Source organism: Streptosporangium saharense (assembly GCF_014203715.1).
In the GTDB taxonomy this organism is placed as follows: domain Bacteria; phylum Actinomycetota; class Actinomycetes; order Streptosporangiales; family Streptosporangiaceae; genus Streptosporangium; species Streptosporangium saharense.
Map to the genome: position 1 here is coordinate 333,545 of NZ_JACHJP010000008.1, position 23,311 is coordinate 356,855.

At 64.2% G+C, this 23,311-nt stretch carries 28 protein-coding genes and 4 pseudogenes; 12 read left to right on the plus strand and 20 right to left on the minus strand.

Annotation, left to right across the window (positions count from 1 at the left end):
* Positions 1 to 42: 42 nt before the first annotated feature.
* From FHS44_RS30640 to FHS44_RS42840, 9 genes are all read right to left on the minus strand, one after another.
* On the minus strand, positions 43 to 1,317 hold the full coding sequence (locus FHS44_RS30640) for a tyrosine-type recombinase/integrase (protein WP_312863869.1): 1,275 nt from the start codon (positions 1,315 to 1,317) through the stop codon (positions 43 to 45).
* The gene (locus tag FHS44_RS30645) at positions 1,314 to 1,493 is read right to left on the minus strand and encodes a helix-turn-helix domain-containing protein (protein WP_184720964.1); all 180 of its coding nucleotides are present in this window, start codon (positions 1,491 to 1,493) and stop codon (positions 1,314 to 1,316) included. Before FHS44_RS30645 ends, FHS44_RS30640 begins: the two co-directional genes overlap by 4 nt.
* On the minus strand, positions 1,486 to 2,349 hold the full coding sequence (locus FHS44_RS41270; RefSeq protein WP_312863870.1) for a replication initiator: 864 nt from the start codon (positions 2,347 to 2,349) through the stop codon (positions 1,486 to 1,488). The genes FHS44_RS30645 and FHS44_RS41270 overlap by 8 nt, the downstream gene beginning before the upstream one ends.
* On the minus strand, positions 2,235 to 2,870 hold the full coding sequence (locus FHS44_RS41275) for a replication initiator (protein WP_246436271.1): 636 nt from the start codon (positions 2,868 to 2,870) through the stop codon (positions 2,235 to 2,237). Before FHS44_RS41275 ends, FHS44_RS41270 begins: the two co-directional genes overlap by 115 nt.
* 97 nt (positions 2,871 to 2,967) lie before the next feature.
* A complete protein-coding gene (locus FHS44_RS30655; RefSeq protein WP_184720966.1) occupies positions 2,968 to 3,108 on the minus strand; it encodes a hypothetical protein in 141 nt (46 codons plus the stop codon).
* Positions 3,098 to 3,400 carry a hypothetical protein gene (locus FHS44_RS30660; RefSeq protein ID WP_184720968.1) on the minus strand — a complete coding sequence of 101 codons (303 nt, stop codon included), beginning with the start codon at positions 3,398 to 3,400 and terminating at the stop codon, positions 3,098 to 3,100. The genes FHS44_RS30655 and FHS44_RS30660 overlap by 11 nt, the downstream gene beginning before the upstream one ends.
* Positions 3,401 to 3,415: 15 nt before the next feature.
* A complete protein-coding gene (locus FHS44_RS30665) occupies positions 3,416 to 4,048 on the minus strand; it encodes a DUF2637 domain-containing protein (protein WP_184720970.1) in 633 nt (210 codons plus the stop codon).
* A gap of 24 nt (positions 4,049 to 4,072) precedes the next feature.
* The gene (locus tag FHS44_RS30670) at positions 4,073 to 5,404 is read right to left on the minus strand and encodes an FtsK/SpoIIIE domain-containing protein (protein WP_184720972.1); all 1,332 of its coding nucleotides are present in this window, start codon (positions 5,402 to 5,404) and stop codon (positions 4,073 to 4,075) included.
* The gene (locus FHS44_RS42840; protein ID WP_446697308.1) at positions 5,397 to 5,834 is read right to left on the minus strand and encodes an SCO3933 family regulatory protein; all 438 of its coding nucleotides are present in this window, start codon (positions 5,832 to 5,834) and stop codon (positions 5,397 to 5,399) included. Before FHS44_RS42840 ends, FHS44_RS30670 begins: the two co-directional genes overlap by 8 nt.
* 57 nt (positions 5,835 to 5,891) lie before the next feature.
* On the opposite strand from FHS44_RS42840, the gene FHS44_RS30680 reads away from it, so the two are divergent.
* On the plus strand, positions 5,892 to 6,191 hold the full coding sequence (locus FHS44_RS30680; protein ID WP_312863874.1) for a winged helix-turn-helix domain-containing protein: 300 nt from the start codon (positions 5,892 to 5,894) through the stop codon (positions 6,189 to 6,191).
* Between the two features lie 5 nt (positions 6,192 to 6,196).
* Here the strand turns inward: FHS44_RS30680 and FHS44_RS30685 are convergent, their stop codons facing one another.
* Positions 6,197 to 6,379 (minus strand): hypothetical protein, encoded by a 183-nt coding sequence (locus tag FHS44_RS30685; RefSeq protein WP_184721083.1) that lies wholly within the window; start codon positions 6,377 to 6,379, stop codon positions 6,197 to 6,199.
* The gene (locus FHS44_RS30690; protein ID WP_184720975.1) at positions 6,376 to 6,573 is read right to left on the minus strand and encodes a hypothetical protein; all 198 of its coding nucleotides are present in this window, start codon (positions 6,571 to 6,573) and stop codon (positions 6,376 to 6,378) included. Before FHS44_RS30690 ends, FHS44_RS30685 begins: the two co-directional genes overlap by 4 nt.
* 153 nt (positions 6,574 to 6,726) lie before the next feature.
* Between FHS44_RS30690 and FHS44_RS30695 the strand changes: the two genes are divergently transcribed.
* From FHS44_RS30695 to FHS44_RS30705, 3 genes are read left to right on the plus strand one after another with little or no spacing between them, the layout of a single operon-like run.
* Positions 6,727 to 7,467 (plus strand): DUF5919 domain-containing protein, encoded by a 741-nt coding sequence (locus tag FHS44_RS30695; RefSeq protein ID WP_184720977.1) that lies wholly within the window; start codon positions 6,727 to 6,729, stop codon positions 7,465 to 7,467.
* A gap of 3 nt (positions 7,468 to 7,470) precedes the next feature.
* Entirely contained in the window at positions 7,471 to 7,947 is a 477-nt protein-coding gene (locus FHS44_RS30700) for an NUDIX hydrolase (protein ID WP_184720979.1), read from the plus strand.
* Positions 7,948 to 7,993: 46 nt separating this feature from the next.
* Positions 7,994 to 8,491, plus strand: coding sequence for a hypothetical protein (locus FHS44_RS30705; RefSeq protein WP_184720981.1), 498 nt, complete (start codon positions 7,994 to 7,996; stop codon positions 8,489 to 8,491).
* On the opposite strand, the gene FHS44_RS30710 is transcribed toward FHS44_RS30705, so the two are convergent.
* The 3 genes from FHS44_RS30710 to FHS44_RS30720 form a co-directional block, all read right to left on the minus strand.
* Positions 8,485 to 9,039 carry an HD domain-containing protein gene (locus FHS44_RS30710; protein WP_184720983.1) on the minus strand — a complete coding sequence of 185 codons (555 nt, stop codon included), beginning with the start codon at positions 9,037 to 9,039 and terminating at the stop codon, positions 8,485 to 8,487. The genes FHS44_RS30705 and FHS44_RS30710 overlap by 7 nt on opposite strands.
* A 65-nt stretch (positions 9,040 to 9,104) precedes the next feature.
* Positions 9,105 to 9,572 (minus strand): GntR family transcriptional regulator, encoded by a 468-nt coding sequence (locus FHS44_RS30715; RefSeq protein WP_184720985.1) that lies wholly within the window; start codon positions 9,570 to 9,572, stop codon positions 9,105 to 9,107.
* Between the two features lie 66 nt (positions 9,573 to 9,638).
* Positions 9,639 to 9,893 (minus strand): hypothetical protein, encoded by a 255-nt coding sequence (locus FHS44_RS30720; RefSeq protein WP_184720987.1) that lies wholly within the window; start codon positions 9,891 to 9,893, stop codon positions 9,639 to 9,641.
* A 543-nt stretch (positions 9,894 to 10,436) separates the two neighbouring features.
* Here FHS44_RS30720 and FHS44_RS42500 point away from each other — a divergent pair.
* The 3 genes from FHS44_RS42500 to FHS44_RS30735 all read left to right on the plus strand — a co-directional run bounded on the left by FHS44_RS42500 (position 10,437) and on the right by FHS44_RS30735 (position 15,161).
* Positions 10,437 to 10,787 carry a hypothetical protein gene (locus FHS44_RS42500; RefSeq protein WP_312863871.1) on the plus strand — a complete coding sequence of 117 codons (351 nt, stop codon included), beginning with the start codon at positions 10,437 to 10,439 and terminating at the stop codon, positions 10,785 to 10,787.
* Positions 10,788 to 11,380: 593 nt separating this feature from the next.
* Positions 11,381 to 13,984 (plus strand): NACHT domain-containing protein, encoded by a 2,604-nt coding sequence (locus tag FHS44_RS30730; protein ID WP_184720989.1) that lies wholly within the window; start codon positions 11,381 to 11,383, stop codon positions 13,982 to 13,984.
* Positions 13,985 to 14,048: 64 nt separating this feature from the next.
* Positions 14,049 to 15,161 (plus strand): YlbF family regulator, encoded by a 1,113-nt coding sequence (locus FHS44_RS30735; protein ID WP_184720991.1) that lies wholly within the window; start codon positions 14,049 to 14,051, stop codon positions 15,159 to 15,161.
* A 232-nt stretch (positions 15,162 to 15,393) separates the two neighbouring features.
* Here FHS44_RS30735 and FHS44_RS42010 read toward each other — a convergent pair whose 3' ends face one another.
* On the minus strand, positions 15,394 to 15,516 hold the full coding sequence (locus tag FHS44_RS42010; protein WP_281401622.1) for a hypothetical protein: 123 nt from the start codon (positions 15,514 to 15,516) through the stop codon (positions 15,394 to 15,396).
* A gap of 401 nt (positions 15,517 to 15,917) precedes the next feature.
* Between FHS44_RS42010 and FHS44_RS30740 the strand changes: the two genes are divergently transcribed.
* A protein-coding gene (locus tag FHS44_RS30740) for an IS5 family transposase (RefSeq protein ID WP_312863872.1) occupies positions 15,918 to 16,723 on the plus strand; the annotation gives its coding sequence in 2 pieces (ribosomal slippage) (positions 15,918 to 16,263 and positions 16,263 to 16,723; 807 coding nt in all).
* Positions 16,724 to 16,733: 10 nt separating this feature from the next.
* On the opposite strand, the pseudogene FHS44_RS42510 reads toward FHS44_RS30740, so the two are convergent.
* From FHS44_RS42510 to FHS44_RS41285, 3 genes and pseudogenes are all read right to left on the minus strand, one after another.
* Positions 16,734 to 16,883 (minus strand): annotated as a pseudogene (locus tag FHS44_RS42510) (helix-turn-helix domain-containing protein); the annotation flags it as partial.
* Between the two features lie 307 nt (positions 16,884 to 17,190).
* Positions 17,191 to 17,607, minus strand: a complete 417-nt coding sequence (locus FHS44_RS42770) for an endonuclease VII domain-containing protein (RefSeq protein ID WP_184720997.1) — start codon at positions 17,605 to 17,607, stop codon at positions 17,191 to 17,193.
* Positions 17,608 to 17,771: 164 nt separating this feature from the next.
* Positions 17,772 to 18,018: pseudogene (locus FHS44_RS41285) on the minus strand (IS5/IS1182 family transposase); the annotation flags it as partial.
* A 178-nt stretch (positions 18,019 to 18,196) separates the two neighbouring features.
* Between FHS44_RS41285 and FHS44_RS30755 the strand changes: the two are divergent.
* Positions 18,197 to 19,024, plus strand: a complete 828-nt coding sequence (locus FHS44_RS30755) for a transposase family protein (protein WP_184720999.1) — start codon at positions 18,197 to 18,199, stop codon at positions 19,022 to 19,024.
* 18 nt (positions 19,025 to 19,042) lie between these two features.
* Here FHS44_RS30755 and FHS44_RS41290 read toward each other — a convergent pair.
* Positions 19,043 to 19,164, minus strand: a pseudogene (locus tag FHS44_RS41290) (IS5/IS1182 family transposase); the annotation flags it as partial.
* A gap of 132 nt (positions 19,165 to 19,296) precedes the next feature.
* Between FHS44_RS41290 and FHS44_RS42515 the strand changes: the two are divergent.
* Positions 19,297 to 20,287, plus strand: a pseudogene (locus tag FHS44_RS42515) (IS630 family transposase).
* A 42-nt stretch (positions 20,288 to 20,329) separates the two neighbouring features.
* On the opposite strand, the gene FHS44_RS30775 reads toward FHS44_RS42515, so the two are convergent.
* Positions 20,330 to 21,523 carry a hypothetical protein gene (locus FHS44_RS30775; protein WP_184721007.1) on the minus strand — a complete coding sequence of 398 codons (1,194 nt, stop codon included), beginning with the start codon at positions 21,521 to 21,523 and terminating at the stop codon, positions 20,330 to 20,332.
* A gap of 471 nt (positions 21,524 to 21,994) precedes the next feature.
* On the opposite strand from FHS44_RS30775, the gene FHS44_RS30780 reads away from it, so the two are divergent.
* Positions 21,995 to 22,207, plus strand: coding sequence for a hypothetical protein (locus FHS44_RS30780; RefSeq protein ID WP_184721009.1), 213 nt, complete (start codon positions 21,995 to 21,997; stop codon positions 22,205 to 22,207).
* 43 nt (positions 22,208 to 22,250) lie between these two features.
* Entirely contained in the window at positions 22,251 to 22,409 is a 159-nt protein-coding gene (locus FHS44_RS30785) for a hypothetical protein (RefSeq protein ID WP_184721011.1), read from the plus strand.
* The last annotated feature ends 902 nt before the right edge of the window (positions 22,410 to 23,311 follow it).

Here is a 23,311-nt window from a genome sequence, read left to right on the forward strand (position 1 = left end):
AAGACGCCTCGACCTAAGCCGAGGCGTCGGAGGACGCTTGTATTACGCCAGAGTCTCGCCAAGTTTCCCGAGCGCGTGACGCTTGTCGTCGAGGGAAACATGGGCGTAGATGGTCATGGTCACCTCGATGTCGCTGTGGCCGACGATATCTCGGACGGTCTGGGGCGGTACGCCGAGGTTGAGCAGCAGCGTGACGCAGGTGTGCCGGAGGTCGTGAAAGCGCATCTCGCCGAGCCCTGCCGCCTCGCGGATGGCTCCCCAGCTTCGCCGGAGGTTGTCCGGCTCCATCGGTGTCCCGCGCCGGGACGGGAAGACGAGGCTGTTCTCCTCCCAATCCTCCCAGTGGTCGGAGCGCTCGGCGAACTGCCGCCTACGGTGCTCTCGGAGCGCTTCCACGCAGATCGAGGGGAGCGGGACGGTTCGCTCGGAGTCGTTGGTCTTGGGGCGGACGAACTGGAGACGTCCTCCGACCCGCTGGAGAGTCTGGATCACTTCGAGCTTGGCGCCGTCGAGGTCGACGTCCACCCAGCGGAGACCGAGGAGCTCCCCGCGCCGCAGACCGAGGCAGAGCGCCAGGACGTAGAGGGCGGACAGCCGGTGTTCCTTGGCGGCCTTGAGCACGGCGCGGGCCTGGAGCACGGTCAGGCCGCGGTTGACCTTGTACTTGGGCACCGGGACCTTGACCAGCTTGGCCGCGTTGCGGGGGATGATCTCCTCGCGTACCGCGGACTCCAGGGCGTTGCGGAGTACGGCGTGCACGGACTGAACCATGCGTGTCGAGAGCCGGGATTCGCAGCACTTGCCGGCCTTGAGCGCGCAGCAGACGGGCGTCTCGCGTGAGGAGTCCCATCCGTGCTTGCAACATTGGCACTCGGTACGGGTCTGGGTGATGAACAGACGGACGTCCTGGGCGTTGAGCTTGTTCAGTCGCCGCTTGCCCAGGCCGGGGATCAGATGAAGGCGTACGACGCTCTCGTAGCCCTGATAGGTCTTGGGACGCCGTTCCTCCTTCACGATGTGCTTGAGCCAGTAGTTCAGGTAGTCGCTGACAGTCCAGTTCTCGGAGGAGACAGGGATGCCCTCGTCCGCGTTCTTCAGGAGCTCAGTCAGCTTCTTTCGCGCCTCTTCCTGGGAACGGGCCGACCCCTGCACCCGCTTCACGGTTCCGCCGGTCGTGGGCACGAAGGCGGCGTAGCCGTACCGGCCGTCCTTGCGCGGCCAGATGCTTCCCTCGCCGTTGGAGCGCTTCCGCATACGGCGCCTGCTCTGCCGCTTGGGCTCTTCCCCGGGAGTGTCGAGCGTGGTCCTGGTCGTCACGCCGCCTCCATCAGGTTGTGGATGCACTCGGTCACCGCGTCGGCCGGGATGAGGCGACGGCGGCGGATCTTCAGGCTTTGAAGTTCGTTGGAGCGGATCAGGCAGTAGAGGGTCCATCGACTTACCCGGAGCCGGGCAGCGGCTTCATCGACGGTCAGAAGCAGCCCCTCACTCATCCGCGCCTCCTGGTGCTGATGAAAGCTGCGGGCGGGTCAGAGCTCTGAGGAGAAGGGCATCACCGGCGGACAGGCCCTTGCCCGCGTACTCCCAGTGGGTGATCACGAGGGCGGTGTCCTCGTCGAACAGGGGCAGGCGTCCGGTGGTGATCTCGTTGGTGCGGGTGTGGTCGCGGCGTTCGTCGCGGATGGCGCCCATGGTGGTGGAGTAGTGACGGGACCGGGTGGAGAAGTGGCCGCGGAAGCCGAGCATGTGGGCCCACTGAATGAGTCGGAGGTCGACGTATTCGTCGAGGCCACCCAGGCGCATGCATTCGGCGATGAGGCGGCGCGGGTGGTCGCGCAGGTCGAAGGCGGTCAGGTCGTTGAGGGGGTTGATGCGCCGGTCGAGGGTGCCGACGCATTCGGCGGCCTTGGTGGCGTACTTGGCGATGTAGCCGGCCACCGCCTGGTCCGACAGTTCCCCGTCCAGGGTGATCTCGCGGACGTCGAGTTGCCGCCCCCACCTCAGGACCTGGCCGGGTTCGTCGGCGGTGGCGGGGGTGGTCGCGGTGACCGCGTGAGCGGCGTGCCGTACGGCGTCGGCCAGCATTTCCGCCGTGGCCCAGGCCGGAGGGGGAGAGTCCGGCCCGTCGGGGCCGTCGAGGCGGATGACGGCGTGGAAGTGCACCACCCCGCGCCGCTGGTACTCGGCGACCTTGGCAAACGAGATCGTGCACTGGGCGCGTAGTTCCCGCCGGGTTAGGCCTGCGGTTTGGCGACGCGGCGGCGTAGGGCGTCGGTGAAGTACTTCCACAGCTGGGGAGCGAGGGCGTTGAACAGCACGCTGCCGGTGTAGTCGTAGCAGTCCGGGCACAGCGGTTCGCCCAGGCAGGATTCGTCGGCGCGGTGGCGGGCGGTGCAGGACATCACCCGGCCGTGTGGGCAGGTTTCGGCGTCTCGGCGAGGACGGCAGGGCAGCGGTCTGCCGTTCTTCTCGCGGCGGGTGTGCACGGCGCCGAAGGAGGGGGCGGTGAGGGTGACGAACAGGCACGGGTGAGCGGTCACCGAGGCCGGGACGCCCTTGCCGCCGACGAGTCCGGCGCGGATGAGGTGGTAGGTGTCGGCTCGGTAGACCTCGGCGCAGGTCGGGCAGCGGGAGGCTCGCCGGGTCTTGCACGGCAGGCGGAGTACGCCGTCGGGTTCGGTGGCGGTGGTGTAGGAGTGCAGGAGCCGGCCGGTGGCGCGGTCGACGTGCAGGACGCGGCCCCGCAGGTGGATGGGCTGGCGGCACCCGCCGGTGGCGCGGATTTGGGAGGCCCAGCGGGGGTAGTTACGGTCGCCCAGGCGGGTGATCATGCCTGCGATCGCGTGCGGATCAGGGTGGATTGTGGGCAAGATGGTCTCCTCCTTTCACTCGTTCGGGTGAGGGGGATGGCCCCCGACCTGGCGGGCGTCTTGGCGGATGTACGGCCAGGCCGGGGGCGCCGACGGCTCAGCAGAAGCCGAGGCCGTCGCAGTGTTCGCAGGTGGTGCCGTAGCTGTCGCTTCCGGTGCCGCCGCAGGTGCAGCACCGCCACCACCGGGACGGGATCTCAGCCGGTGTCACCGGCTCGTCGGGCGGCTCAGGACCCATGCGGTGGCTTGGCGATGCTGAGGATGGCGGTCCACTCGACGTGGACAGGGCCGAAGCAGCGCGAGATCGTGTAGAGGCCCAGCGGCAGCAGCCGCAGGTCCACGGAGGTGCCGCACAGGGCGGCGATCCGGTCGATCTCGGCGCACAGGTCGTCGTCGGTGCCCTGCTCGGGGTAGTAGGTGACGATCGTCGAGTCCGTCGGGACGGGAACGGCGGGGTTGGCCTCCAGAAAGAAGGCCAGGTCGCGCAGGCCGCCGATGAAGGCGGTACGGCGCTGGGTGTCGGTGGACATGATCGGTTCTCCTCTTCACAGGGCGTCCGGCGAGATGCGCAGGATGCGCAGCAGGTCGGAGGCCAGTTGATGGGACACACCCAGACGGGCGCGCAGCGTGTCGCGGCTGATGGGTTTGCTGTGCGCGGTCTGGTATTCCTTGGCCACGCGCCGGGCGTAGTCGAGGAGCTCTGAGGACGGCCCGTCCTGCTCGGCGTCGAAGGCCGGGACGGGTTCGGGGGCGATCTCCGGTACGGAGGATGAGGCCGGGGATGATTCAGGTCGGGGGCTGGCTGCTCGCCGTTCGAGCATGGAGACGGCGACGAGGAACGCCCCGGCGGGTGTGGCGGCGGTGATCCATCCCCACGGGGACGGGTCGGCCTGGTTGAGGTTGGCGGCGAGGGACAAGACGATCCCGGCGATGAGGACGAGGGTGGGCCAGGAGATCCAGCCGTTGCGGGTACGGCCGGTGTGCCTGTCGCGCTGGCGTTCCCGGGCGGCCATGACGCAGGTCAGGTCGACGCACACGGCCACCGCCCAGGCCATCCACCCGTCCTGGCCGTGTTCGGCGGCGGTGTCGCGGATGTGGGTGAACGATCCGGCACCCGCGATGGCGGCCAGGGTCAGGATCGGCCCGGCGTCCAGCAGCCAACGGATGAGGCGTCGCATCGTGTCCCCCTTCCTTGTGGCAGGTCAGGCGGTGAGGAGTTCGTCCAGGTCGGCGGGGTCGAACTCGGTCGTCGGAGCGTGGGCGGTGATCTCCGCCCAGGACGGGGTCAGGTCGGCGTACATCCAGGCCGCGTGTTCGGCGGCGGCCTCGGAGACGTGGAAGGAGCGGGCGCGGTACCACTGGCCGTCCTGGGAGGCCACGATCGCCACCCCCGGCGTCTCGGCCGGGATCGCCCGCGCGGAGACCAGGGCGGCCGGGTCGAGGTCGCCGAGTGTCATGGTCGCGGTTTCGGGATCGTTGACCCGGTGGCAGATCCGCCCGGAACACTGGGCGCGTAGTGCGGTGACGCCGGGGCCGAGGTCGGAGCCGATGCGCTGGCCGCAGCAGAACAGGTAGATCCCGAACGCCCGGCCAAGCCGCGCCACCCGCAGCAGGGTCGTAGAGGTATGGGCGACCTCGTCCTTCTCGGACCTGTCGGCCATCAGGTACAGCTCGGCCAGCTCGTCGACCAGGACCACGACCGGCACCGGCCGTACCGCCGGGGGAAGCTGCCAGATGTTGCGGGCGCCCGCTTTCCGACACAGGTCCATCCGGTTGAGCATGAGCGTCACCAGGTCATCGAGCAGGCCCACGCTCTCGGTGCGGGTGGTGGCCAGCGCGGACAGCCGGGGCGTGTAGGGGGTGAATTCCACCCCGCCCTTGAGGTCGAAGCCGACCAGCGCCACCGGTTGCGGGGCCAGGCCGACGATGAGGGCGTTGGCGAGGTTGGACTTGCCGGACTGCGTCGCTCCGGCGCTGAGCCAGTGCGGGACGGTTCGGAAGTCGATCACCCATGGTGCGCCGGTCTCCAGGCGTCCCACCGTGACCTTGAGCAGTTCCTCCGACGGTGGTAGCCGATCGACCCGCATCAGGGGGTCTCGGATGATGGCGGCTAGGACGACCCGTCCGGGGCGCGGGGACGACACGCGTACGGCGTGCACGCCCCAGGAGTGCGCGAGCCGTTCGGCGACCTGGGCGTAGTCGTCGGGGATCTGCCCTTCCAGCAGGTGGACGGTGACGCGCCAGCCGTGTCGGTTCGGCAGCGGGAGCCGTATCCGCGGGGTGGTGTCGACGGCGATGCGGCGAAAGCGGCGCCGTACCTTCACGGTGCCGGTGGAGACCAGGGCGCCGGGGGTGAGGGTGAAGGCCCAGCGGGCGCGCTTCTTGGTCAGCCCGCAGCCGAGGGCAACCCTGCGCCAGGAAGCCCGCACGTTCAGGGCGGTGAACGGGTAGCCGACCATCGGCCAGAACCGCCAGGTTGCCAGTACGGCCAGCGCGGTCGCCAAGACGAGCAGGGAGTGCGACAGGTTAGGCATCGCCGCTCCCGCTGGTTGGTCTGCCGGAGACGGGGACGATGGAGGCGGCCTTGTAGCTGATGCCCCAGCGGGCGGTGCCGTTGCTGGGGATCTCCCAGACGTAGCCGACCATGCCGGTGGGGACGACGTCCTGTCCGGGAGTGATGGGCGGTTCTCCGGAGGTTCCGACCTTGACCAGTTCGATCCGGCCCAACTCGTCCTCGGCGAGGAGCACGGATTCGTAGACCTTGTTGCCGTCCTTGTCGGTCTTGATCTTTCCGCTGTCCTGGTCGATGACGCGGGGGCGGGCGGCCTTGACGCAGGTGAAGCGGAGCCGGTGGGTGTCGACGGGGATCGGGATGGTCCGTATGAATGGACCTCCTTGTTCATCCTGGACAACATAGTCAGCTTGGTTAGCCTTGGTCGTGTGTCTGTGCTGAATTAGAGGCACCCGCGACCGAAGAAGAGGCGGACGGTCAAGAACACCGGGCGACCGGGCTACCTGCAGATCGCCGACGACCTGCGCGACCGGATCCGGAGCGGCACTCTCGCGCCCGGCGATCCGCTGCCCTCCACAACCCAGCTCGCGACCGCCTACGACGCCTCGCTGAGCGTGGTGAAACTCGCCGTCGGGGTCCTACGGAACGAGGGGCTGGTGATCGGCCAGCAGGGCAAGGGCGTGTTCGTCCGCGAGGACGCCGCCCCAGCCCCGCCTGTTTCCGATGAGTTGGCCGAGATCCGTGCCACCCTGCGCGATTTGTCGGCCCGGCTGGAGAAGGTCGAGGCGGAGCTGAGCCAGGGGAAGTAGCGCGCTCACCCGCGCACGTGACAGCCGGTGACCCGGCGGGCCAGAGCCGCCGCCCGGCTCGGAGGCGTCTCGCCCAGCTGCATGCGCCGGTCCTCCTGGCGCATCCCGACCAGGACGACGACGTAGCCGACGAACACCGCCACGCTCAGTACCAGACCGATGATCAGCGGGATCATGGTCGCGCTCACGTCCAGATCACCCCCGCCTCGGCGGTGCCGTACGGGCGGTTGGCCGGGCGCCGCACCTGACCGCGCCGCTGGCTCGTCCTGCGTCGGGCCACCTGACGGCGAACCCACCGCTCCCGCGCCCGGCACTTACGGCAGATGAACCGCCCCTCCTCCAGAACCGCGCCGCATCCGCAGGCGGGCGTGTCGTTGATCATTGTTGTCTCTCCTCTCGTCGCTGCCGGTGACGCCTTGCGATACCGAGAGTGCGACGAGCAGGTAGGACGTGATCACTACAGGACGGGACATGTACAGGACGTCCGGTCTACGATTGCCCCGTCCCTGGACGTCCCCGCTGACAGGCAGGTGAGATGGCGAACGAGCGGTTGCGTACGGCGTTACTCGAACGGGGAACCACCATCGTGGAGCTGGCCGAGGCCATCGAGGTCGACGCCAAGACCGTGGAACGATGGATCACCCGAGGCCGGGTGCCCTACCGCAAGCACCGCTTCGCCGTGGCCAAGCTGCTGGGGGTCGAGGAGGCCTACCTGTGGCCCGAGGCCATGACCCCCGCCCAGACCGCGGCCGTCTCCGAGACCGAGATCGTCACCGTCTACCCGCACCGCTGGGCCGTACCCAAGGACGCCTGGGGACGACTGTTCGCCTCCGCCCGCCAGGAGATCGACATCCTGGTCTACAGCGGCATCTTCATCGCCCAGGACACCGGCATCGTCCGCGTCTTCGCCGACCGGGCCGACGCGGGCGTGAAGATCCGGATGCTGCTCGGCGACCCCGACTCACCCGAGGTCGCCCAGCGCGGCATCGACGAGGGGATCAACGACGGCATGGCGGCCCAGGTCAAGACCGCGCTCGTGTTCTACCGGTCGCTGCGCCGGCACGAGAACGTGGAGATCCGCTTTCACCGCACGGTCCTGTACAACTCCATCTACCGCGCCGATGACCAGCTGCTGGTCAACAGCCACGTCTACGGCACCTTCGCCTCCAACGCCCCGGTCATGCACCTGCGCAGGGTCCCCGGCGGCACGATGGCGGCCACCTACCTCAACAGCTTCGAATCCGTCTGGGACCAGGCTCGGCCGGTAGAGTCCTGACCCATGACGGCCCGCCGGATCGACTTCTACGACGACCCCGCCGCACCCGCCCCCAACAGCCTGGTCCCCTCGGTCAACGTCGTCGTCGTCAACGACGTCGGCGACATCCTGATGATTCGCCGCTCCGACAACGGCAACTGGGCCGTACCCGGCGGTGCCATCGACCTGGGGGAGTCTCTGCCGCAGGCCGCCGTCCGGGAGACGCTGGAGGAGACCGGTGTCACGTGTGAGATCACCGGCCTGGTCGGCACCTACACCGACCCCAAGCATGTGATCCTCTACACCTCCGACGGAGAGGCCCGCCAGGAGTTCTCCATCGTTCTGACCGCCCGCCCCATCGACGGCGAGCCGACGCCGAGTGATGAGTCCCGCGAGGTCCGCTGGGTGCCGCGCGAGGAGATCGGCTCCCTGGTCATGGACCGGTCGATGCGGCTGCGGCTCGGCCACTTCCTTGACGGCGCCGGGCCGTACATCGGGTAGGAAAACCGGTTGGCCGGGCCTGGCCGGTGTCCATAAGGTGCGCTCGATGACCCTGTTCACGCACCTTTCCCCAGCCGATGACATCCGTTCGATCCGGCGGGCCGGTATTCGCGCCCGCAGCCGCGACCACGAGGGCCGGGCCGGGGTGTTCTGCCTGCCGGTCATGCCCTCCTACCAGATCACCCACCAGTGGGGCCGGGAGCTGCATCGGCGCGGCGGGCGGCGCACGATGGTTGCCGTGGACTTCCGGCTGCCCGACGACGAACCGGTCCTGGTCGGCCGCTACAACCACCGGCACATCGAACGCACGAGCGCCGAGGCCGCCGCCCTGATCGCCGGATGCGAGGATGCGCGGGGGTATGAGGTGTTTGTCCCTCGGGCGATCGGCGCCAGGGAGATTCATCGGGTGCGGGGGGTCAATCGGGTCACCGGCTGGCGGTACATGCCCAACGCCCACGGCAGATTCCCGTGCCCATGCTGTCTGGCTCGCGGAGAGTACGGCAGCGCGAAGATCCGCAAGAAGGCCGAGAGCCGCGGCTACTGACCGCTGTGCCCCAGCGCGGCCTGTACGGCGTGCACGGCGGCGATGATGCACGGCGTGGCCTTGGCGATCGACCGGCTGACCAGGTGCCCGGGGCCGTACCGGGAGTGGATCTCCGCAAGGCGGGTCCCGACGTCGACCGGCAGGCCGTCCGGGCTGGTGGTCATGTCGCAGTAGGTCAGCGCCTCGACCAGCTCGGGGCGTTCCTTGGCGAACTCGGCATTCAGCGTGTCGAACAGGCCGCGCTCGGCGGCTTCGCACTCGGCGCAGGTGTGATGGGCCACCAGCCGGGCGAGCCGGTCGTCGGCCTGCTGGACGTCACGCAGGTAGCGGGCGCCGTCCAGCGGATGGAACCCCGTGTCGACCAGGGCAGGGGCGTACCCGATGTCGTGCAGCCAGGCCGCTGCGGTCAGCAGGTCGGCCTCCGCGCCGAGGATCGACCCCAGCGATTCGGCCTGCGCGGCAACTCCCTGGGTGTGCGCCCACCGGCGCGGCAGCGGCTCCTCCAGTAGGTGTCGGGCCAGGTCACGTGCCCATTCGGCTTGTCCCATACGGTTCACCCTAGACTCCGCCCGAAGCCTGTCCCGAGGCCCAGCATCAGACGTCTCAGGACGTCTCAAAGCGGTGCGGAGTGGACGAAACGCCCCTTGCCGTGCCGGGCCACGATGAGCCCTTCCCGCTCCAGTACGGCCAGTGCCTGGCGGACGGTGTTGCGCGAGGCCCCATGCCGTTCCCGCAGCTCGTTCTCACTCGGCACCGCCGCCCCCATCGGGAGAGAGTCGTTGCTGATCCGCTCACGCAACTCGGCGGCGATCTCCTGATAGCGATACAGCGCCTTCTGTTCCGAGCTTTTCACCCGGCGTCCCGCGCCGGGCATCGTGTCGATCAGTCCTTCGTCCTCCAGCATGGCCAGCGCGCGCCGGACGGTGCTGCGGGCCACGTGGAAGCGCTGGGCCAGTGCCGCCTCCGAGGGCAGGACGCTGGCCGGGGGGTAGTGACCGGCGGTGATCTGCGCGCGGAGCCGTTCGGCGATCCGGTCGTAGACCCGCCTGCCGGTCAGCCACCCGTCGGTGTCATCGGTCATCGAGGTCAGCGGCCGTGCGCGCCGTGGATGTTGCCCAGCTCAATGGTGAGCGTGCCCTGCTCCCCCTCACGCCAGCCGCGCCGCACCGCCGCGGCGATGTCCTCGGCGGCCATCGGCAGGTGGATGGTGGAGGTGCGCTCGTCGGGCCGGTCGCCCCAGGGGAAGACGCGGCCGGGTGCGGGCGTTGTGGTTGGTGATTTCCAGGCACGGCTGGCCGTTGTGGTCGGCCGTCAGGAAGTTCGGCACGTACAGCGCGTTGAGGTGGCCGCGCAGTATGGTCAGCAGGTTCCGCTGGTGGTCGATGATTTTCTCTTTGGACATGTGGGTGCTCCCGTCGTCTCACGGCCCCGGTGGTGCCGGGTTCGGTGCCAGTGAGTCTCCTGACCGGGATGGGACACAGGCACCACGACTTTGGGGACGTCTAGGGACGTCTTATGTTAGCGTCGCTGGTACCGACCCGCTCCGGGAGGGACCACACCCGATGAACGAACACCTCCGCCACGCCCTCATCCAGGCCCGCATGCACCCCCTCGACGTGGCCACCCACCTGACCGTCGACCCAAAACCGTCACCCGCTGGCTCGCCGGCCGCGTCCCCCACCCGCGCCACCGCCTGGCCGTCGCCGACCTCCTCCACGTCGACGAGAACGACCTGTGGCCCGAAAGCACCCGCCGACGCCCAGGACCCCCGACCGAGATCAAGGCCGTCTACTCGCACCGCTGGGCCGTACCGGCCACCATCTGGCGCACCTTCTTCGAAGCGGCCCAGACCGAGATCGGCATCCTCGTCTACAGCGGCCTGTTCCTCGCCGAAGACGCCGGACTGCTCCGCATCCTGGTTGGGAGGGCAACGGTCGGAGTCCGGGTGCGCATCCTGCTCGGCGACCCCGACAGTCCCCACGTCGCCACCCGGGGAGCGGACGAAGGCGTCGGCAGCGACGTCATGGTCTCCAGGACCAGGAACGCCCTCACCCTCTGTCGTCCTTTGGAGGATGTGGAGGGGATCGAGATACGGCTACACGGGACGATCCTGTACAACTCCATCTACCGCGCCGACAACGACCTCTTGGTTAACCTTCACGCCTACGGCATTCGTGCCTCCGACGCCCCGGTCGTCTACATCACCGGCAACGAACCCAACAGCACCGCGGCCACCTACCTCGACAGCTTCGAACGAGTCTGGGACGGAGCGATACCCGCAGCTCAGCGCGGCTGACAGCACTGGACCAAGATCGAAAGAAACTTATCTGTCCGTCTTCAAGGCGCGTGCCACCTGCGGCGTCCCGCGCGCGTCGGGCGGTCGCTGGCCGCGCTGCGGCTCTTCGGCCGGTCGCGGCCAGCGCCGCCCACGCGCTTGCGATCGCCAGTCAGCAGACCCGGTAAGACGAGAAAGCTTTTCGCCGACGCTGTCAGGGTGGCGGCCGTGACGATCGCCCGCTTCGGTGCTGGCCGCAGCCGATTGGGGCGATCGGCTGCCGCGGCCCTCGTTCCTCAGGCCTTGCCACTGGGCAAGTGAGTGCGACTGCCAGCAACATCCCCTACAGCCTCATGTCAGGCAGCATCGACGCTCTCTATCCCAGCTCCCAGTAGGAGACAGGAAGCTTTCCGCACCCGAAAAGCGCGAAGTCAGTGGTTCAACTCCGCCTCGGATCACCTTCACCGAGAGCACAGACGCCCAGCGTAGGCCGCCAGTCGGTTGACCGGGCTTGCTGTGATCCTTCGACCCGTCCGGGCTAGCAGCGTGTACGAAGGGTCGGTGGAGGCAACTTCGGGACACTGGAACGGTTCATTCGTGCCAGCATGGCATGCATGGGCGGCGTAGAGACGGTACGGGGCATCGCATACCAGCAGGCCCAAGCTGTACTGACTGCATTGGATGTACTCGATGACCTTGACCTTAGTGGTCTACGTGTCGAGGGAGCCGATGACGTGGTCGACATCGAAGTATTCACTACCGCTGGCACTGTGTGTCATGCGAAGCAGGTCAAGGTACGCGCTGAGCAGTACACATGGGGTGAGGCAGAGCTTTTAGCGGTTCTGCGCCGCTGGGCCAAGCTACCGGAAGCAGTCCACGCGTCGTTCGAGTTCCTCACTGATGGCCGTCTTGGGCCGACGGGGGCAAAAGTACAAGCGGCCCTCGAAAGCGCTGTTCAGGGGGAGCGTCAGGTTCTCGCAGCCATGCTGGGCGAGGATGCCAATAGTGCGCTATGCAGTGCTTTGGTCAATGCTCGTGTACGGATTGATCCGGTAGGAGTAGGCACGCTACTTCTACGAGCGGAACGTCAGGTCATGTCGATGCTTCCTCAGGCACGGACAGCTGCTGACGCTCGCGAGCAGGCGGAGCGGGCTGTTGGAGCTCTGTTTCGCTTACTGTTTGATCGCGCTGGCGACCCTGATGCTGAGGCACGTGTTATCACCCGGGAACAGGTTGCGGCCACTCTTGGTGTACCAGCCGATCAGCCAGCGTCTCAGCGGTGGCCAGGTGGAGTCCGGGACCGTTATCTGCAAGTAGCGCGTAATTTGCCCCTGGATAGCATCAGCCCACCCTTCATAGAGCGGCAAGGACCGGTACGGCCTTCGATTCGGCCCCTTAACGACCAGGAGAGGGAAAATTCTGTAGACGCATCAATGTTACTGCTCTCAAAGGGCCCGATGATACTGGCTGGCCGTACCGGTACAGGAAAGTCGACGACTGCACGCACCTTATGTCAGGAGGCAGCTAAGAGTGGCAAGGTAGTGCTTTTGGCGCATGCTGAAACGTATATTCCTGGGCGTTTGGAAGCTCTCGCTGCTGACGCCGTATCCGATTTACTGGATGAGGATTTGCCGTTTGCGACAGGACGGCAAGTGTTGGCAGATCGGAGCGTTACATTGATAATCGATGGCGTTTCTGAAGTGCCCGCATCGATACGAAATGCTTTGCGTGATGAATTGCGCGCCTCGGTATCAGCAGGGCGAGGAGCTCGCATCATGGTACTGGGGCGTGATGTGGCCGCGTTACGGGAGGTTTTGCCTCAGAGCGTTTCCCCAGCGACATATGTGATGTCGGATTTCGATACGAACCGGCGCTTCGACCTCGCTTGCCGAACGTTACTGGGTCAGCCGCTTATCGACAATGAGAAATCACCTGAAGCTCATCAAGTGCGGACCATTGTCGCGCAAGTTGAGTATGCACTAGGCGATGCGGCGGGTAATCCGCTACTTTTCACCATGGGCTTGGCCTTGGTCGCTGAGGGCATCCCGTTCACAAGTCGGGCCACTTTGTATGACGGGTTTATTGAGCGTCTAGCCGCACGCTCAGGCACAACAGGAATTATTATGGCAGCGGCCGCGCTTGGCATTATTTATTCCAGACTGCTTGACCAGGAGCGCCGTTATGCTGACCCATACGAATGGGCCAGGCTCGTAGCTGCGGCTGCCATCGAGCTCGTTGTACCTGACCCGTCAAGTGCCGCCGCCGCTATCGATGATGCAGCTCGACGTAGTGGCCTAGTTAACCCCATCGGGTTCACGCAGATGTTAGCACCCCTACACGACTCATTCGCTGACTATCTAGCAGGATTGGCGTATGCACGGAATCTGTCGTCCCTTCCGACGCGTCTACAGCACGGTGATGAGCAGCGGGTTTTGTTCGCTGCCGAAATTGGAGGCGTAGACGCGGATTTGGCAGCGCTCGTAGCTCGTGACCAGCCGTTTCTTTCTGTCCGTCTTGCCGATTTTGACCACCGGAGCTTGAGCAATGACACCCCCTCAGAGGTGGAAACTCTTCTACGTTACCTAGTTCCCGCTGATGAAGTATGTACAGTTGCTTTGTGGCGCATGATAGACGGCCGGGTAGTCGCGATGCGCTATGACCGCAAACAGTCGTCATGGACTGACGAGCTTTCTGCCAAAATTGCGCTCAGAACTGTTCCATCGGTCGTGATTCAAGACGGTGGACCCTTGGTGGTCGCTGTAAGGCTTTGGCGTCAGTGCTTACTCGCAAAGCTACAAACATCGCCATCACTAAGGGCAGGTTACATTGCTACGATTAAGGATGCCTGCTTCGCCCTTGCAGCACACGCCGAACAGACCGCCGCTGCCACGGCCCGCCTCATCGAGGTCATTGCTCCGCCAGGCCATGCTTACGTATTGGGTGCACGTGTTGGACCTGTAGGGTTAAGCGCCAAAGTCTACCCTGCGGCTGAGGGTATCGGTGGCATGTTCTGGCCCGTATCCTACCGTCAGTCCGATAGTGTCCAGGTGGCCGCTGCTCAATCTGAAAAAAATGCATCGGGAACCCTTTTTGGCTTGCAGGAAGGCGGTCGAAGCAACGTCGAGGAAATGGTTAAGAGAGGTCCGGAGTCTGCTGCGGCCGAGAGAATTCGTGAGGCTATTAAAGATCTAACGAAACCAGGATGGCTATCAGTCTGATATTAGGGACGCTAGAATGCGCTCCGAAACCAGTAAAGATCCCCCATAAAAAAGGAGCTTTTGCGTGACGCGGATACCTTTGTGGAAAGCGATCGAAGAGCAATCTGTAGTCTGGGCGTCCATTCCTCTATTTAGGCGATTCGCTGATCATTTGCCGCGCAATGCACCCCAACGTGCAGCTGGCCTTCCTGGGCTCTTGCAAACGATACAGGCCAGTGCCAGCTGGGCCGCGGCCCGGCCTCTCCGACTCGGGTTTGCCATTCCATGGCTGCTTGAACAGCTTGAAAAATTCGGGGGACTGCCAGGCCCCAAACCTCAGGATCTTGGTGAGGTACTAGTGTCTTGGCTGAACGCTGCACAACGCGTTGAATCGGCGCATCGCGATACGGTGGCGTGGTTACGCTCCCGACTTCCTGGATATCCGGCACTACCAGCTCCGCAGCTTGCACCGGGAACACCGCTTACGACAGTGGAGTTCAGCTGGCGACTTACATGGGCCCCACAAGAAAGGACACGCGGATTGCAGCTCCAATCGGATCCTCCTAACGCAGGTAAAATTTTGCAAGCAACGGATAGCCAACAACGCGGCCTCAACGACACCGCTCATTCGCTCGCTGCTGCGTTTGAACGCACCGAAGAATGGATTCGCTTGTCAGTCGCGGCCGACGCCCTTGATGGCGACGCGCGAGCAAAACTGCAGAACACTCGGGTAAAACTGCGGCAACGACTGGCGGAAAAAGTAGTCACCGCTTATGAGCCGAACCTAGCAATGCCTAGAGATGAATATCGACAGCTAGTACTTTCTGAGGAGATTAAAGCATTGGAGGGTGTTGCGCTGGAGTATGCCAATGCGTTTGATGCTGCGGAGCAGTTGGTCGAGATGGTGGCAAGTGATATTTTCGGCCAGATCTCCGTATACGGCAATTCCGATATATTCACTAAACCTCAAGATCTTGACATTCAGCCCGGCGATCAACAGACTGTCACTTTCACACTGGCCGACGACTCATGGCCAGATGTTGGAATGGTAGCATGGCTCGACGACCCATTTATAGTAGATGCGCTACATATCACCGGAATTAACTTCAATCATAATGAAGCCGCTGGCATGGTGCAACGCGTGACCGGTGTAGTTCTGGAAGAAACTGCTGCAGCATGGAGAGGGTTTTCTAGCTAAATGAGCAGACTATCTCTGGCTACACAAAGGCCGAAAATCGGCATCAGAAGAACAGGCCGTATAGCGAATATCGCCTTGCGTAGGCGTTAGCAATGAATGCTTTGAGCGCGGCCCAGACCTGCTCGACCGGATTGTGGTGCGGGCTGTAGCGCGTGCCGTGCAGCACCTCTATCCGCAGGTGCGCCTGTAGATAGTACGCGATGGCCCCGGTGTAGTGGATGTTGTCGTTGTCTCAGATCACCACGATCTTCGGTGTGGCAGGGAAGATGGCGGCCACCTCACCCCGCAGGTGCAGGAAGTCGTCCGAGTATCGGCGGCTCAGCCGATGCACCCACCGCCCCGCGGTCAGTTCCATGGCGCCGAACACGGTGAACTGATGGTTTTTGTCCGGAGTGAAAACCATTGGACGACCGGTGCACAGTGTGCACCCTGATCGGAGGTGTGGTAGACGTTGGGTTTCATCTGCGGCTCAGGCCACCGCTCCACGCGGCAGGGCGCGCAGCAGCTTGGAACGTCGCCAGACGCCCGCCAGCCGCACCCGCCGATACAGCTACCTGCTCAGATGAAGCCGGTTCAGCAAGCACCACAGCCGTGACAGGGTCCATGGTCCCGGCCGGGCCAGCAACCTGGCGATCCCAGTTGACCAGATGCTCGCCACCCAGGAGGGGGCAGCCCAGGCGGGAATGGTCGGCCAAGCCCCTCGGCCCCAGGCGGTTAAGACCGTGACTCATTTGGGGGTCGGTCGTTAGACCGTTCGTGGATGCGTTCCTTCAACGACTGGTGCCCGACGAGCTGTGGGAGCTGTTCCAGCGAGTGGTCCCGTCTGCGCCGACACGGCCGCAAGGCGGCGGGCGGCGGCGGGTCGACGACCGTGTCATTCTCGCGGCCATCATCTATGTGGCCACCACCGGCTGCGCCTGGCGGCAGTTACCACCAGTGTTCGGCGCCTCCTGGCAGACGGTCAACCGCCGCTTCGCCGAGTGGAGCCAAGCGCGGGTGTGGGCCAGGCTGTATCGGATCATGCCGGACGAGCTCGGCGCCCGGGGTGAGCTGGACTGGTCGCGGTGTGCGATCGACTCGGTCAGCGTGCGCGCGGTCAAAGGGGGGATCTGACCGGTCCCAGCCCTGTCGATCGCGGCAAGAAAGGCTCAAAGATCCACCTCGTCACCGAACGCACCGGCATGCCGATCGCGGTTGCGATCAGCGCCGCCAACACCCACGACAGCCTGGCCCTGCAACCACTGATCCGCAGCATCCCGCCGATCTGCTCCCGGCGCGGACCACGACGACGCCGGCCCGCCAAACTCCACGGCGACAAGGGCTACGACTACCCCCGCCTGCGGGCCTTCCTGCGCAGCCGCGGCATCGTCTCGCGCATCGCCCGCCGAGGCATCGAGTCCAGCCACCGACTCGGCCGTCACCGCCGGGTCATCGAGCGAACCGTCTCCTGGCTGTCCGGCTGCCGCCGCCTACACCGCCGCTACGAACGCCGAGCAGACCACTTCGCATCCTTCGTCGCCATCGCCGCAGCGCTTATTTGCTACCACCGCCTCACCAAATGAGTCACGGTCTAAACCGGTCGATCCATCGGCGCACCGTACCAGCGGCATAGCCGAGCAGACCGGCGATCTGCGCCGCTGGCAGGCCGTGCAGCGACAGCAGCACTACCACCGCGCGGATCGCCTGCCGCCAGTGGCTTCGCAGTTGGGCGTATAGGCGATCGGTTGTTAGAAAACTCGTGGATGCGTTTCTTCAATGACTGGTAACTGACGATTTGTGGGATTTATTTTAGCGGGGGTCCCGTCTGCGCCGAAACGGCGGCAAGGCGGTGGGTCGACGATCGTGTGATCTTGTTGGTGATCGTGTACGTGGCCACGACTGGCTGCTCTTGGCGGCAGTTGTCGCCGGTGTTCGGTGCCTCCTAGCAGACGGTCAACCGCCGCTTCACCGAGTGGAGCAGGACACGGGTGTGGGCCAGGCCGCACCAGATCATGCTCCCCTCGCTGAGGCGAAGCACGTTTTCAGATCGTCAGCAGTCCGAAGCGACCTGATCACGCACCCCCTTGTGCTGATGGCCCTGAAGGTATGCAGCCGCCTTGAGGATAAGCTCGTGGTTATCGTCAAAGAATCCGATGCCGCTGTTGCAGCGGCTACACAGAAGAGCCCTCACGCAGTTGCCACATGAGCCTAAAAGTTCGGGACAGCACGAGTGATCGTGGTCTACCGAAAGAGCCCTTCCGTTCTCCTTCGGGGTCTTTCCGCAGATGGCACATCCCCCGCCCTGTGCTTCAAGCAATACCTTATATGTCCTAGGCGGAATTCCTCGCCTAGTGACGTTTAATGACAGTGGCGTAAGGGGCTTGCCCCGCCGAGCCTGTGAATAGTGGGCGAGGCAAAGACCGTCCTTAGTCTGCCAGTTGTCACACCCGTCGAACGTGCATCTCATCGCGCAGACCCTCTCAATCTCCGGAAAAATATCATATCGGGCATGGCTTCCGTAGATGTGCCACTTTGCAATGCTCGGTCTACGAATCGACTGGCCTCTGAATCGTGCGGCCCTCTAGCCTTGATTCGCCGCGGCTTAGATCTGACTCATTTGGTGAGGTGGCGTTAGCAGATGAGGGCCATGGCGATGGCGACGAAGGATGCGAAGTGGTCTGCCCGGCGTTCGTAGCGCGGCCGGACAGCCAGGAGACGGTTTGCTCAACGGACCCAGCGGTGACGGCCGAGTCGATAGCTGGGCTCGATGGCCGCGGCTGTGTAGGAAGCTTCGCAGGTGGGGGTAATTATAGCCTTTATTGCCGTGGAGTTTGGCGGGGCGGCGGCGTCGTGGCCCGTGCCGGAAGCAGATCGGAGGATGCTGAGTATCAGTGAGGTGATCTCAGCAAGATCGGCTCGGGCATTTGATTCTTGATACCGCCAGAACAATGCCGACGGACATGAACCGGGATGGATCACGATGCCCCTGAAACAGGCGTGGAGCTTTCGGTAGAAGAGGTCTCACCACAAGTCTTCTTCAGTCCAGAAAGCCCCACGTGATCACCTATCGTGCCACGCTCGACGTCCCACGGGAGCTGGTTTGCCACCTCTCCCTGCTCCTGTCGGCCGAGCGCCGCCGACTGGGCACCCGCTCGCATTCTCGGGCGCTGACCTGTTTCGAGCAGGCGGTGATGGGGCTGCGCTGGTTTCGCGACCGCACCGACCGAGCCGCCCTCGGCCGCGACCACGGCATCTCCCGCGCCACCGCCTACCGCTACATCGACGAGGTCATCGACGTCCTGGCCGACCAGGCACCCGACCTGCACCAGGCCCTGCGGCGCGCCACCGACGCCGGCCTCACCCATCTCATCTTGGACGGCATCATCATCGCCACCGACCGCTGCGCCGAAAAGACCACCAGTGTCAAAGGCGAACCCATCGACCTGTGGTACTCCGGAAAGGCCCGCCACCACGGCGGCAATATCCAAGCGCTGTTCGCGCCCTGCGGCCTGCCGCCATGGGTGTCCGACGTCGAGCCCGGATCGGTGCACGACCTGACCGCCGCCCGCGCACACGTCCTGGGGGCGCTGTACAAAGCCGCAGCCGGCGGACTCCCCACCCTGGCCGACTCCGGTTACGACGGCGCCGGCATCGGCATTCTCACCCCGGTCAAACAACCCTCCGAGGGCCGCCCCCTCGACCTCGACACCCGCACCCGTAACGCGCTCCTGCGCGCCCTGCGCTGCCTGGGAGAACGCGGCTTCGCCCTGCTCACCCAACGCTGGCGCACCCTCCAGCGCATCACCGCCAGCCCCAGCCGAATCGGCGACCTCGTCAAAGCCGCACTCGTTCTCACCCATTTCGAACACAGCTACCCAACGTGAAAGTCGCTGAGATCACCTCAGTGATTGAAGGACCAAGTTGTCATAGGTGTTGGTGGTGCTGATCGCAACAGCGATCGGCAGACCGGTGCGCTCGGTGACAAGGTGGATCTTCGCCCTTTCTTGCCGCGATCGACAGGGCTGAGCGCCTATCCAGAAGTTCTGCGTGTAACCGTGCGTGAGATCACCGAGATGTGAGGGTGTTGACACGGGCCTCGCCGGGGGTTGGATCGAGGTTGCCGCAACGTCCACCCACCGGCGAGATCGTGGTCAGTATGCGCCCGCCCATCGTGTTCGCCAAAGCCCCCGCCACCTCGATCGAGCAATTACACGCTCAGCTGCGAGGCCCGTGGCGTCCGGCGCTGCGCGCGGTGATGGTTCTGCTGTCACTGCACGGCCTGCCGGCGGCGCAGATAGCCGGCCTGCTGGGCTACGACGCCGCCACCGTGCGCCGATGGATCGGCCAGTTCAATCGCCACGGCCTGGGGGGACTGGCCGACCGGCCCCGCCTGAGCCGCCCTCGCCTGGGCGGGCAGCACCTGCTGGGCGGCCGGATCGCTGCCCTGCTGGCCCGGCCGGGGTCGTGGACCCTTGCGCGGCTGTGGCGGTACCTGAAGGCCCCCTCTGGAGGCGCACGCTGTATCGGCGGGTACAGCTGGTGGCCCTGTGGCGGCGCCCCAAGCTGGTCGCCCGCGGCGATCCGGACGGTGGCAGGTGGTGGCCGCCATCACCGCACGGTTACGCGCGCTGCCGCGCGGAGCGGTGGTCTGGGCCACCGATGAAACCCACGTGAACCTGCTGCGGCACCTGCGATCAAGCTGGACGTTGCGCGCCGGTCGCCCAGACGTCATCACGCCGGGTAAGGACCGGCAGGTCACCGTGTTCGGCGCGGTGGAGCTGACCACGGGGCGGTGGGTGTATCGGCTGGGCCGCCGGTGCGCGGCCGATTTCCTGTAGCTGCTGGATGAGGTGGCCGCCGCGTTCCCGGCCGCACCGAAGATCGTGGTGATCTGCGACAACGACAGCATCCACCATGCCCGGGCCGTGGCCTGCTACCTCCAGGTGCACCCGCGGGTGGAGGTGCTGTACGGGGCGCGCTACAGCCCGCACGACAACCCGGTCGAGCGGATCTGGGCCGCGCTCAAGGCGTTCATCGCCAACACCGCCGTCACCTGGCCCGGCCGCCTGCGACAGATCCATGCCTTCTTCCGCGCCCGCTCACCGGACCAGTTACTGGCCACCGCCGCCCCGTGGACCAGTTCCTGACTCCCGGCCGGTTATAAGCAGAACTTCTGGAATGCCGCTTAGCTAGGCAGGACCATTGGAAACTTGTACCTCATACTCCTTGAAATGCACACTAGATGAAATGCTATAAGCGACAGAGCGTAGAGCCAGGACATATTTCACATATTCTTCCTCACTCAGACCCTGCCCTTCCTTGCCTGAAATGGCAGATCTAGCATCTGACGCCTCATGCACTAGAGTATTTCTTCGTTCCTTAATGTCGATAAGCGTACTGTAGGTTGCTTCATGGCGCTTATCTTTATAAACATACCAAGCCTTGTAGGGATCGCGCTTGAAGCGGAAGGCACTCTTGAGGAAGTTGATCATTCCATGGATTGAGCGACCATTTGAGCGGAGTCTCTCGATCTCCATGTCGATCAGTTCTTGGCGCAAACTCTCTATCGAGGAGAGCTTGTGAGTCATCGAAAATAGCTGCTCATAGGACAGGCTCTCCTTCTTTCCTGCCGACTCGATTATTGCCTGAGGATGTCTTGCCAAGAGTTCCTCAATTGTCTCTCGAAGAAACACTTCGAAGCTGGTCCACTGAAGCAGGAAGGCTGCGCGGAATAGGAGAAATTTGGCCCGTTTTACTACTTCATCGACATTCCCTAGCGAACTAGCTGACTTTAGGAAATGTTTTTGAGCTTCCTCGGCCTGCACCGGGTCGGATGGATCAAATGTTAAAGCGGCCGTAGCATTGGCCTTAATCGTAAAGTTCAACTTGATGCTGCAAAAACCGATCTCGGGCGCCTTAAAATCTGCTTCTCTCTCGCTTTCGGGCGGCCAAAGAATGACCGGGGCGCTATCGGAAGGGCGGATCCGGACCGGACCAAGCAGGTCAGCCTTCGCCTGATTGGCTACATCCTGAAGCTTTTGGCCCGTTTTCTGGGCATATTCTCCATATGTAAGCCATTCGGCCGAAATTCCAAGAATTTCTCCAATAGTGACATCGGCCATTGAAAATGACCGGCGCTCAGGAGTCAAATTGTCAAAGGTAATATCGGCGAACTGTTCTGGTGGAGTAGAAAGAAGGAGTTGCTGGGAAAGCGCGTATGATATCGAGGTGAGTGAGATGAGCTCCTCGATTTCCTCACTCCTGGCGACGTAAGCAGCGTAAGGCGGGAATCCCTCCAGGTCGTTAGGAGCAGCTGAGGAATCATCATCGGCTATCTCGATATTGTTGATGTTCGCGCCTTCCGGCAACCCAGACATGTCCATAGGGGTATATTAGCCTGGTTCTACGGTGTGAAGCCCGAAGTTCGAGCCTGAAAGTCACATGAGGCGCCATTTGGGCTGGGAGAATGAGTGCTCTTTATACTGCCGTCGGCCCACTGTGAAGGACGCCTCGTAAGGTAGAAGCCTTACCACGAGCCGCATTCCGCGTAGTTGGTAGGGCTGGAGACGCGAGTTCGAGGGTGTGAGCTGGGGTGACGTGGTGGTGGCTGCAAGCCCCCTTGAACAGGAGGGAGGAACCGTGAGGGGATACCTCAAGATCCGAGCAAGGCGGATCTGCCCCCTTGTCGATCGCGGCCTTGTGGAACGCGTCGGCGAGCGCCACGATGATTCCCTTGATCGTAGGCCCGTCAGGTTCAAGCGGATCGATCCATCGCAGATCAGAGGAGCCTAGAAGCCTGGCAAGTACGGAAGCGCTGACGACCTCTGAATCCCGAACCCCCACTACGTGCCGAGATGAGCATGCACGACCTCGTGTTGGTCAACTTGGCGGACAGATCCCTTCTGCCATGCCAGGTGACAGCGCAGACCGATGACGAGACGTACGGGCTCCGGCTGAACCGCGCTGGCGCTTCATCGATCAAGGTTCGCTCGTCGATCGACTTCGAAGACGCCTTGCGCCAGATGAGAGCGGAGCTGCAACAGCAGAACCTGCTGTTGCTTCTGTAACCGGTTCCGCCGCGATGCGTTCGTCTCCTCGAAGTCGCCTCAGATGAGCGAGGGCCTGTCGTGCTACTTGGTCGTCACGGGGGAGCCCGTATCACCGGAATTGCTCGTCGAGCGTCTCGGCCCCGCGCCCAGGAGCGATGTCGTCACCACTGACGAGGCGTTGAAGTTCACCAACGAATGGATCGCCAGCTTCGGCGACTAACGAGTCTCCCCGAGCAGGCCATCGGTCCTCGGTCAGTCCCATGCCGCGTCGGCAAGAAGTCGTTATCCACGATGATCTTGCTAACGCCGTTGCTAACAACGTCCCTGGACAGCGGTGGATCCTGGTGGAAGGTGATCAAGTCAGAGAGGCCGCCGAGCAGGCTCTCCGGTCAGCGGTAGACGCCTGTGGACGATCTTGAGCTGGCTACGGATCAGAAGGCGGCACAGTGGCTGAAGCCGTGACGATCACGGACTTCGGTCCCTGTCGGTACGGGCTGGGGCGATCGTAGACAAGGCCCTCCTCCGTCGGGCCATGGTCACCTGGTGACCATGGCTGAGGTGACAGCAGCGCTGACAGCAACGTCCCCACACGCCGACGCACCCGCGCCCCCGTCTACACGCGCCTGACCATAGCCTTGATTAGCCGAGCAGGATGATTGCTCCGCCTGAAAAGCGGAAGGTCGGCAGTTCGACCCTGCCCCTGACCACAGCAACTGAGCAGCAGGGAAGCCCCGAAGCGGTCATCGCTCCGGGGCGTTTTGCTGTCTGCGGCAGCAACGTTGCCGCCCCCGTTTCGAGGACGCATGGCAGGCTGACGTGTGTGTGGTTACTTCCTTGGCCGGCGGCGAAAGATTCAGGCCAGGGCACGGTGGTGCCCAGAGCTCTTCGGACGGTTCGTGCCGTTGACACCGCCACGATGATCGAGTTGCTGCGTGAGGCATCGGGCTCGGCCAGGTCGCAGGCGGTCGAGCTGCTGTCTTTTCATCTCGCGCCGGGGGGAACCCACTATGTGATCCCTTGGCCCCTTAGAGGGTGTCTGAAAAGCTGGCGTTCGCGTAACTGTCCGGCGGTCTACCGGTGTGCGTTGCTGGCCCCATGCCCGACCCCCGACGCTCCTATCCA

Bases quoted from the DNA above. Each gene is read 5' to 3' on its own strand.
- FHS44_RS30655 (WP_184720966.1), bottom strand. From the start codon at position 3,108: ATGGGTCCTGAGCCGCCCGACGAGCCGGTGACACCGGCTGAGATCCCG.
- FHS44_RS30780 (WP_184721009.1), top strand. From the start codon at position 21,995: ATGAGCATGCACGACCTCGTGTTGGTCAACTTGGCGGACAGATCCCTT.
- FHS44_RS30710 (WP_184720983.1), bottom strand. From the start codon at position 9,039: ATGGGACAAGCCGAATGGGCACGTGACCTGGCCCGACACCTACTGGAG.
- FHS44_RS30660 (WP_184720968.1), bottom strand. From the start codon at position 3,400: ATGTCCACCGACACCCAGCGCCGTACCGCCTTCATCGGCGGCCTGCGC.
- FHS44_RS30670 (WP_184720972.1), bottom strand. From the start codon at position 5,404: ATGCCTAACCTGTCGCACTCCCTGCTCGTCTTGGCGACCGCGCTGGCC.
- FHS44_RS30720 (WP_184720987.1), bottom strand. From the start codon at position 9,893: ATGTCCAAAGAGAAAATCATCGACCACCAGCGGAACCTGCTGACCATA.
- FHS44_RS30775 (WP_184721007.1), bottom strand. From the start codon at position 21,523: ATGGACATGTCTGGGTTGCCGGAAGGCGCGAACATCAACAATATCGAG.
- FHS44_RS30715 (WP_184720985.1), bottom strand. From the start codon at position 9,572: ATGACCGATGACACCGACGGGTGGCTGACCGGCAGGCGGGTCTACGAC.
- FHS44_RS30730 (WP_184720989.1), top strand. From the start codon at position 11,381: ATGGGCGGCGTAGAGACGGTACGGGGCATCGCATACCAGCAGGCCCAA.
- FHS44_RS30645 (WP_184720964.1), bottom strand. From the start codon at position 1,493: ATGAGTGAGGGGCTGCTTCTGACCGTCGATGAAGCCGCTGCCCGGCTC.
- FHS44_RS42010 (WP_281401622.1), bottom strand. From the start codon at position 15,516: ATGGAACTGACCGCGGGGCGGTGGGTGCATCGGCTGAGCCGCCGATAC.
- FHS44_RS30700 (WP_184720979.1), top strand. From the start codon at position 7,471: ATGACGGCCCGCCGGATCGACTTCTACGACGACCCCGCCGCACCCGCC.
- FHS44_RS30690 (WP_184720975.1), bottom strand. From the start codon at position 6,573: ATGATCAACGACACGCCCGCCTGCGGATGCGGCGCGGTTCTGGAGGAG.
- FHS44_RS30695 (WP_184720977.1), top strand. From the start codon at position 6,727: ATGGCGAACGAGCGGTTGCGTACGGCGTTACTCGAACGGGGAACCACC.
- FHS44_RS30705 (WP_184720981.1), top strand. From the start codon at position 7,994: ATGACCCTGTTCACGCACCTTTCCCCAGCCGATGACATCCGTTCGATC.
- FHS44_RS30785 (WP_184721011.1), top strand. From the start codon at position 22,251: ATGAGCGAGGGCCTGTCGTGCTACTTGGTCGTCACGGGGGAGCCCGTA.
- FHS44_RS30665 (WP_184720970.1), bottom strand. From the start codon at position 4,048: ATGCGACGCCTCATCCGTTGGCTGCTGGACGCCGGGCCGATCCTGACC.
- FHS44_RS42770 (WP_184720997.1), bottom strand. From the start codon at position 17,607: ATGAGATGCACGTTCGACGGGTGTGACAACTGGCAGACTAAGGACGGT.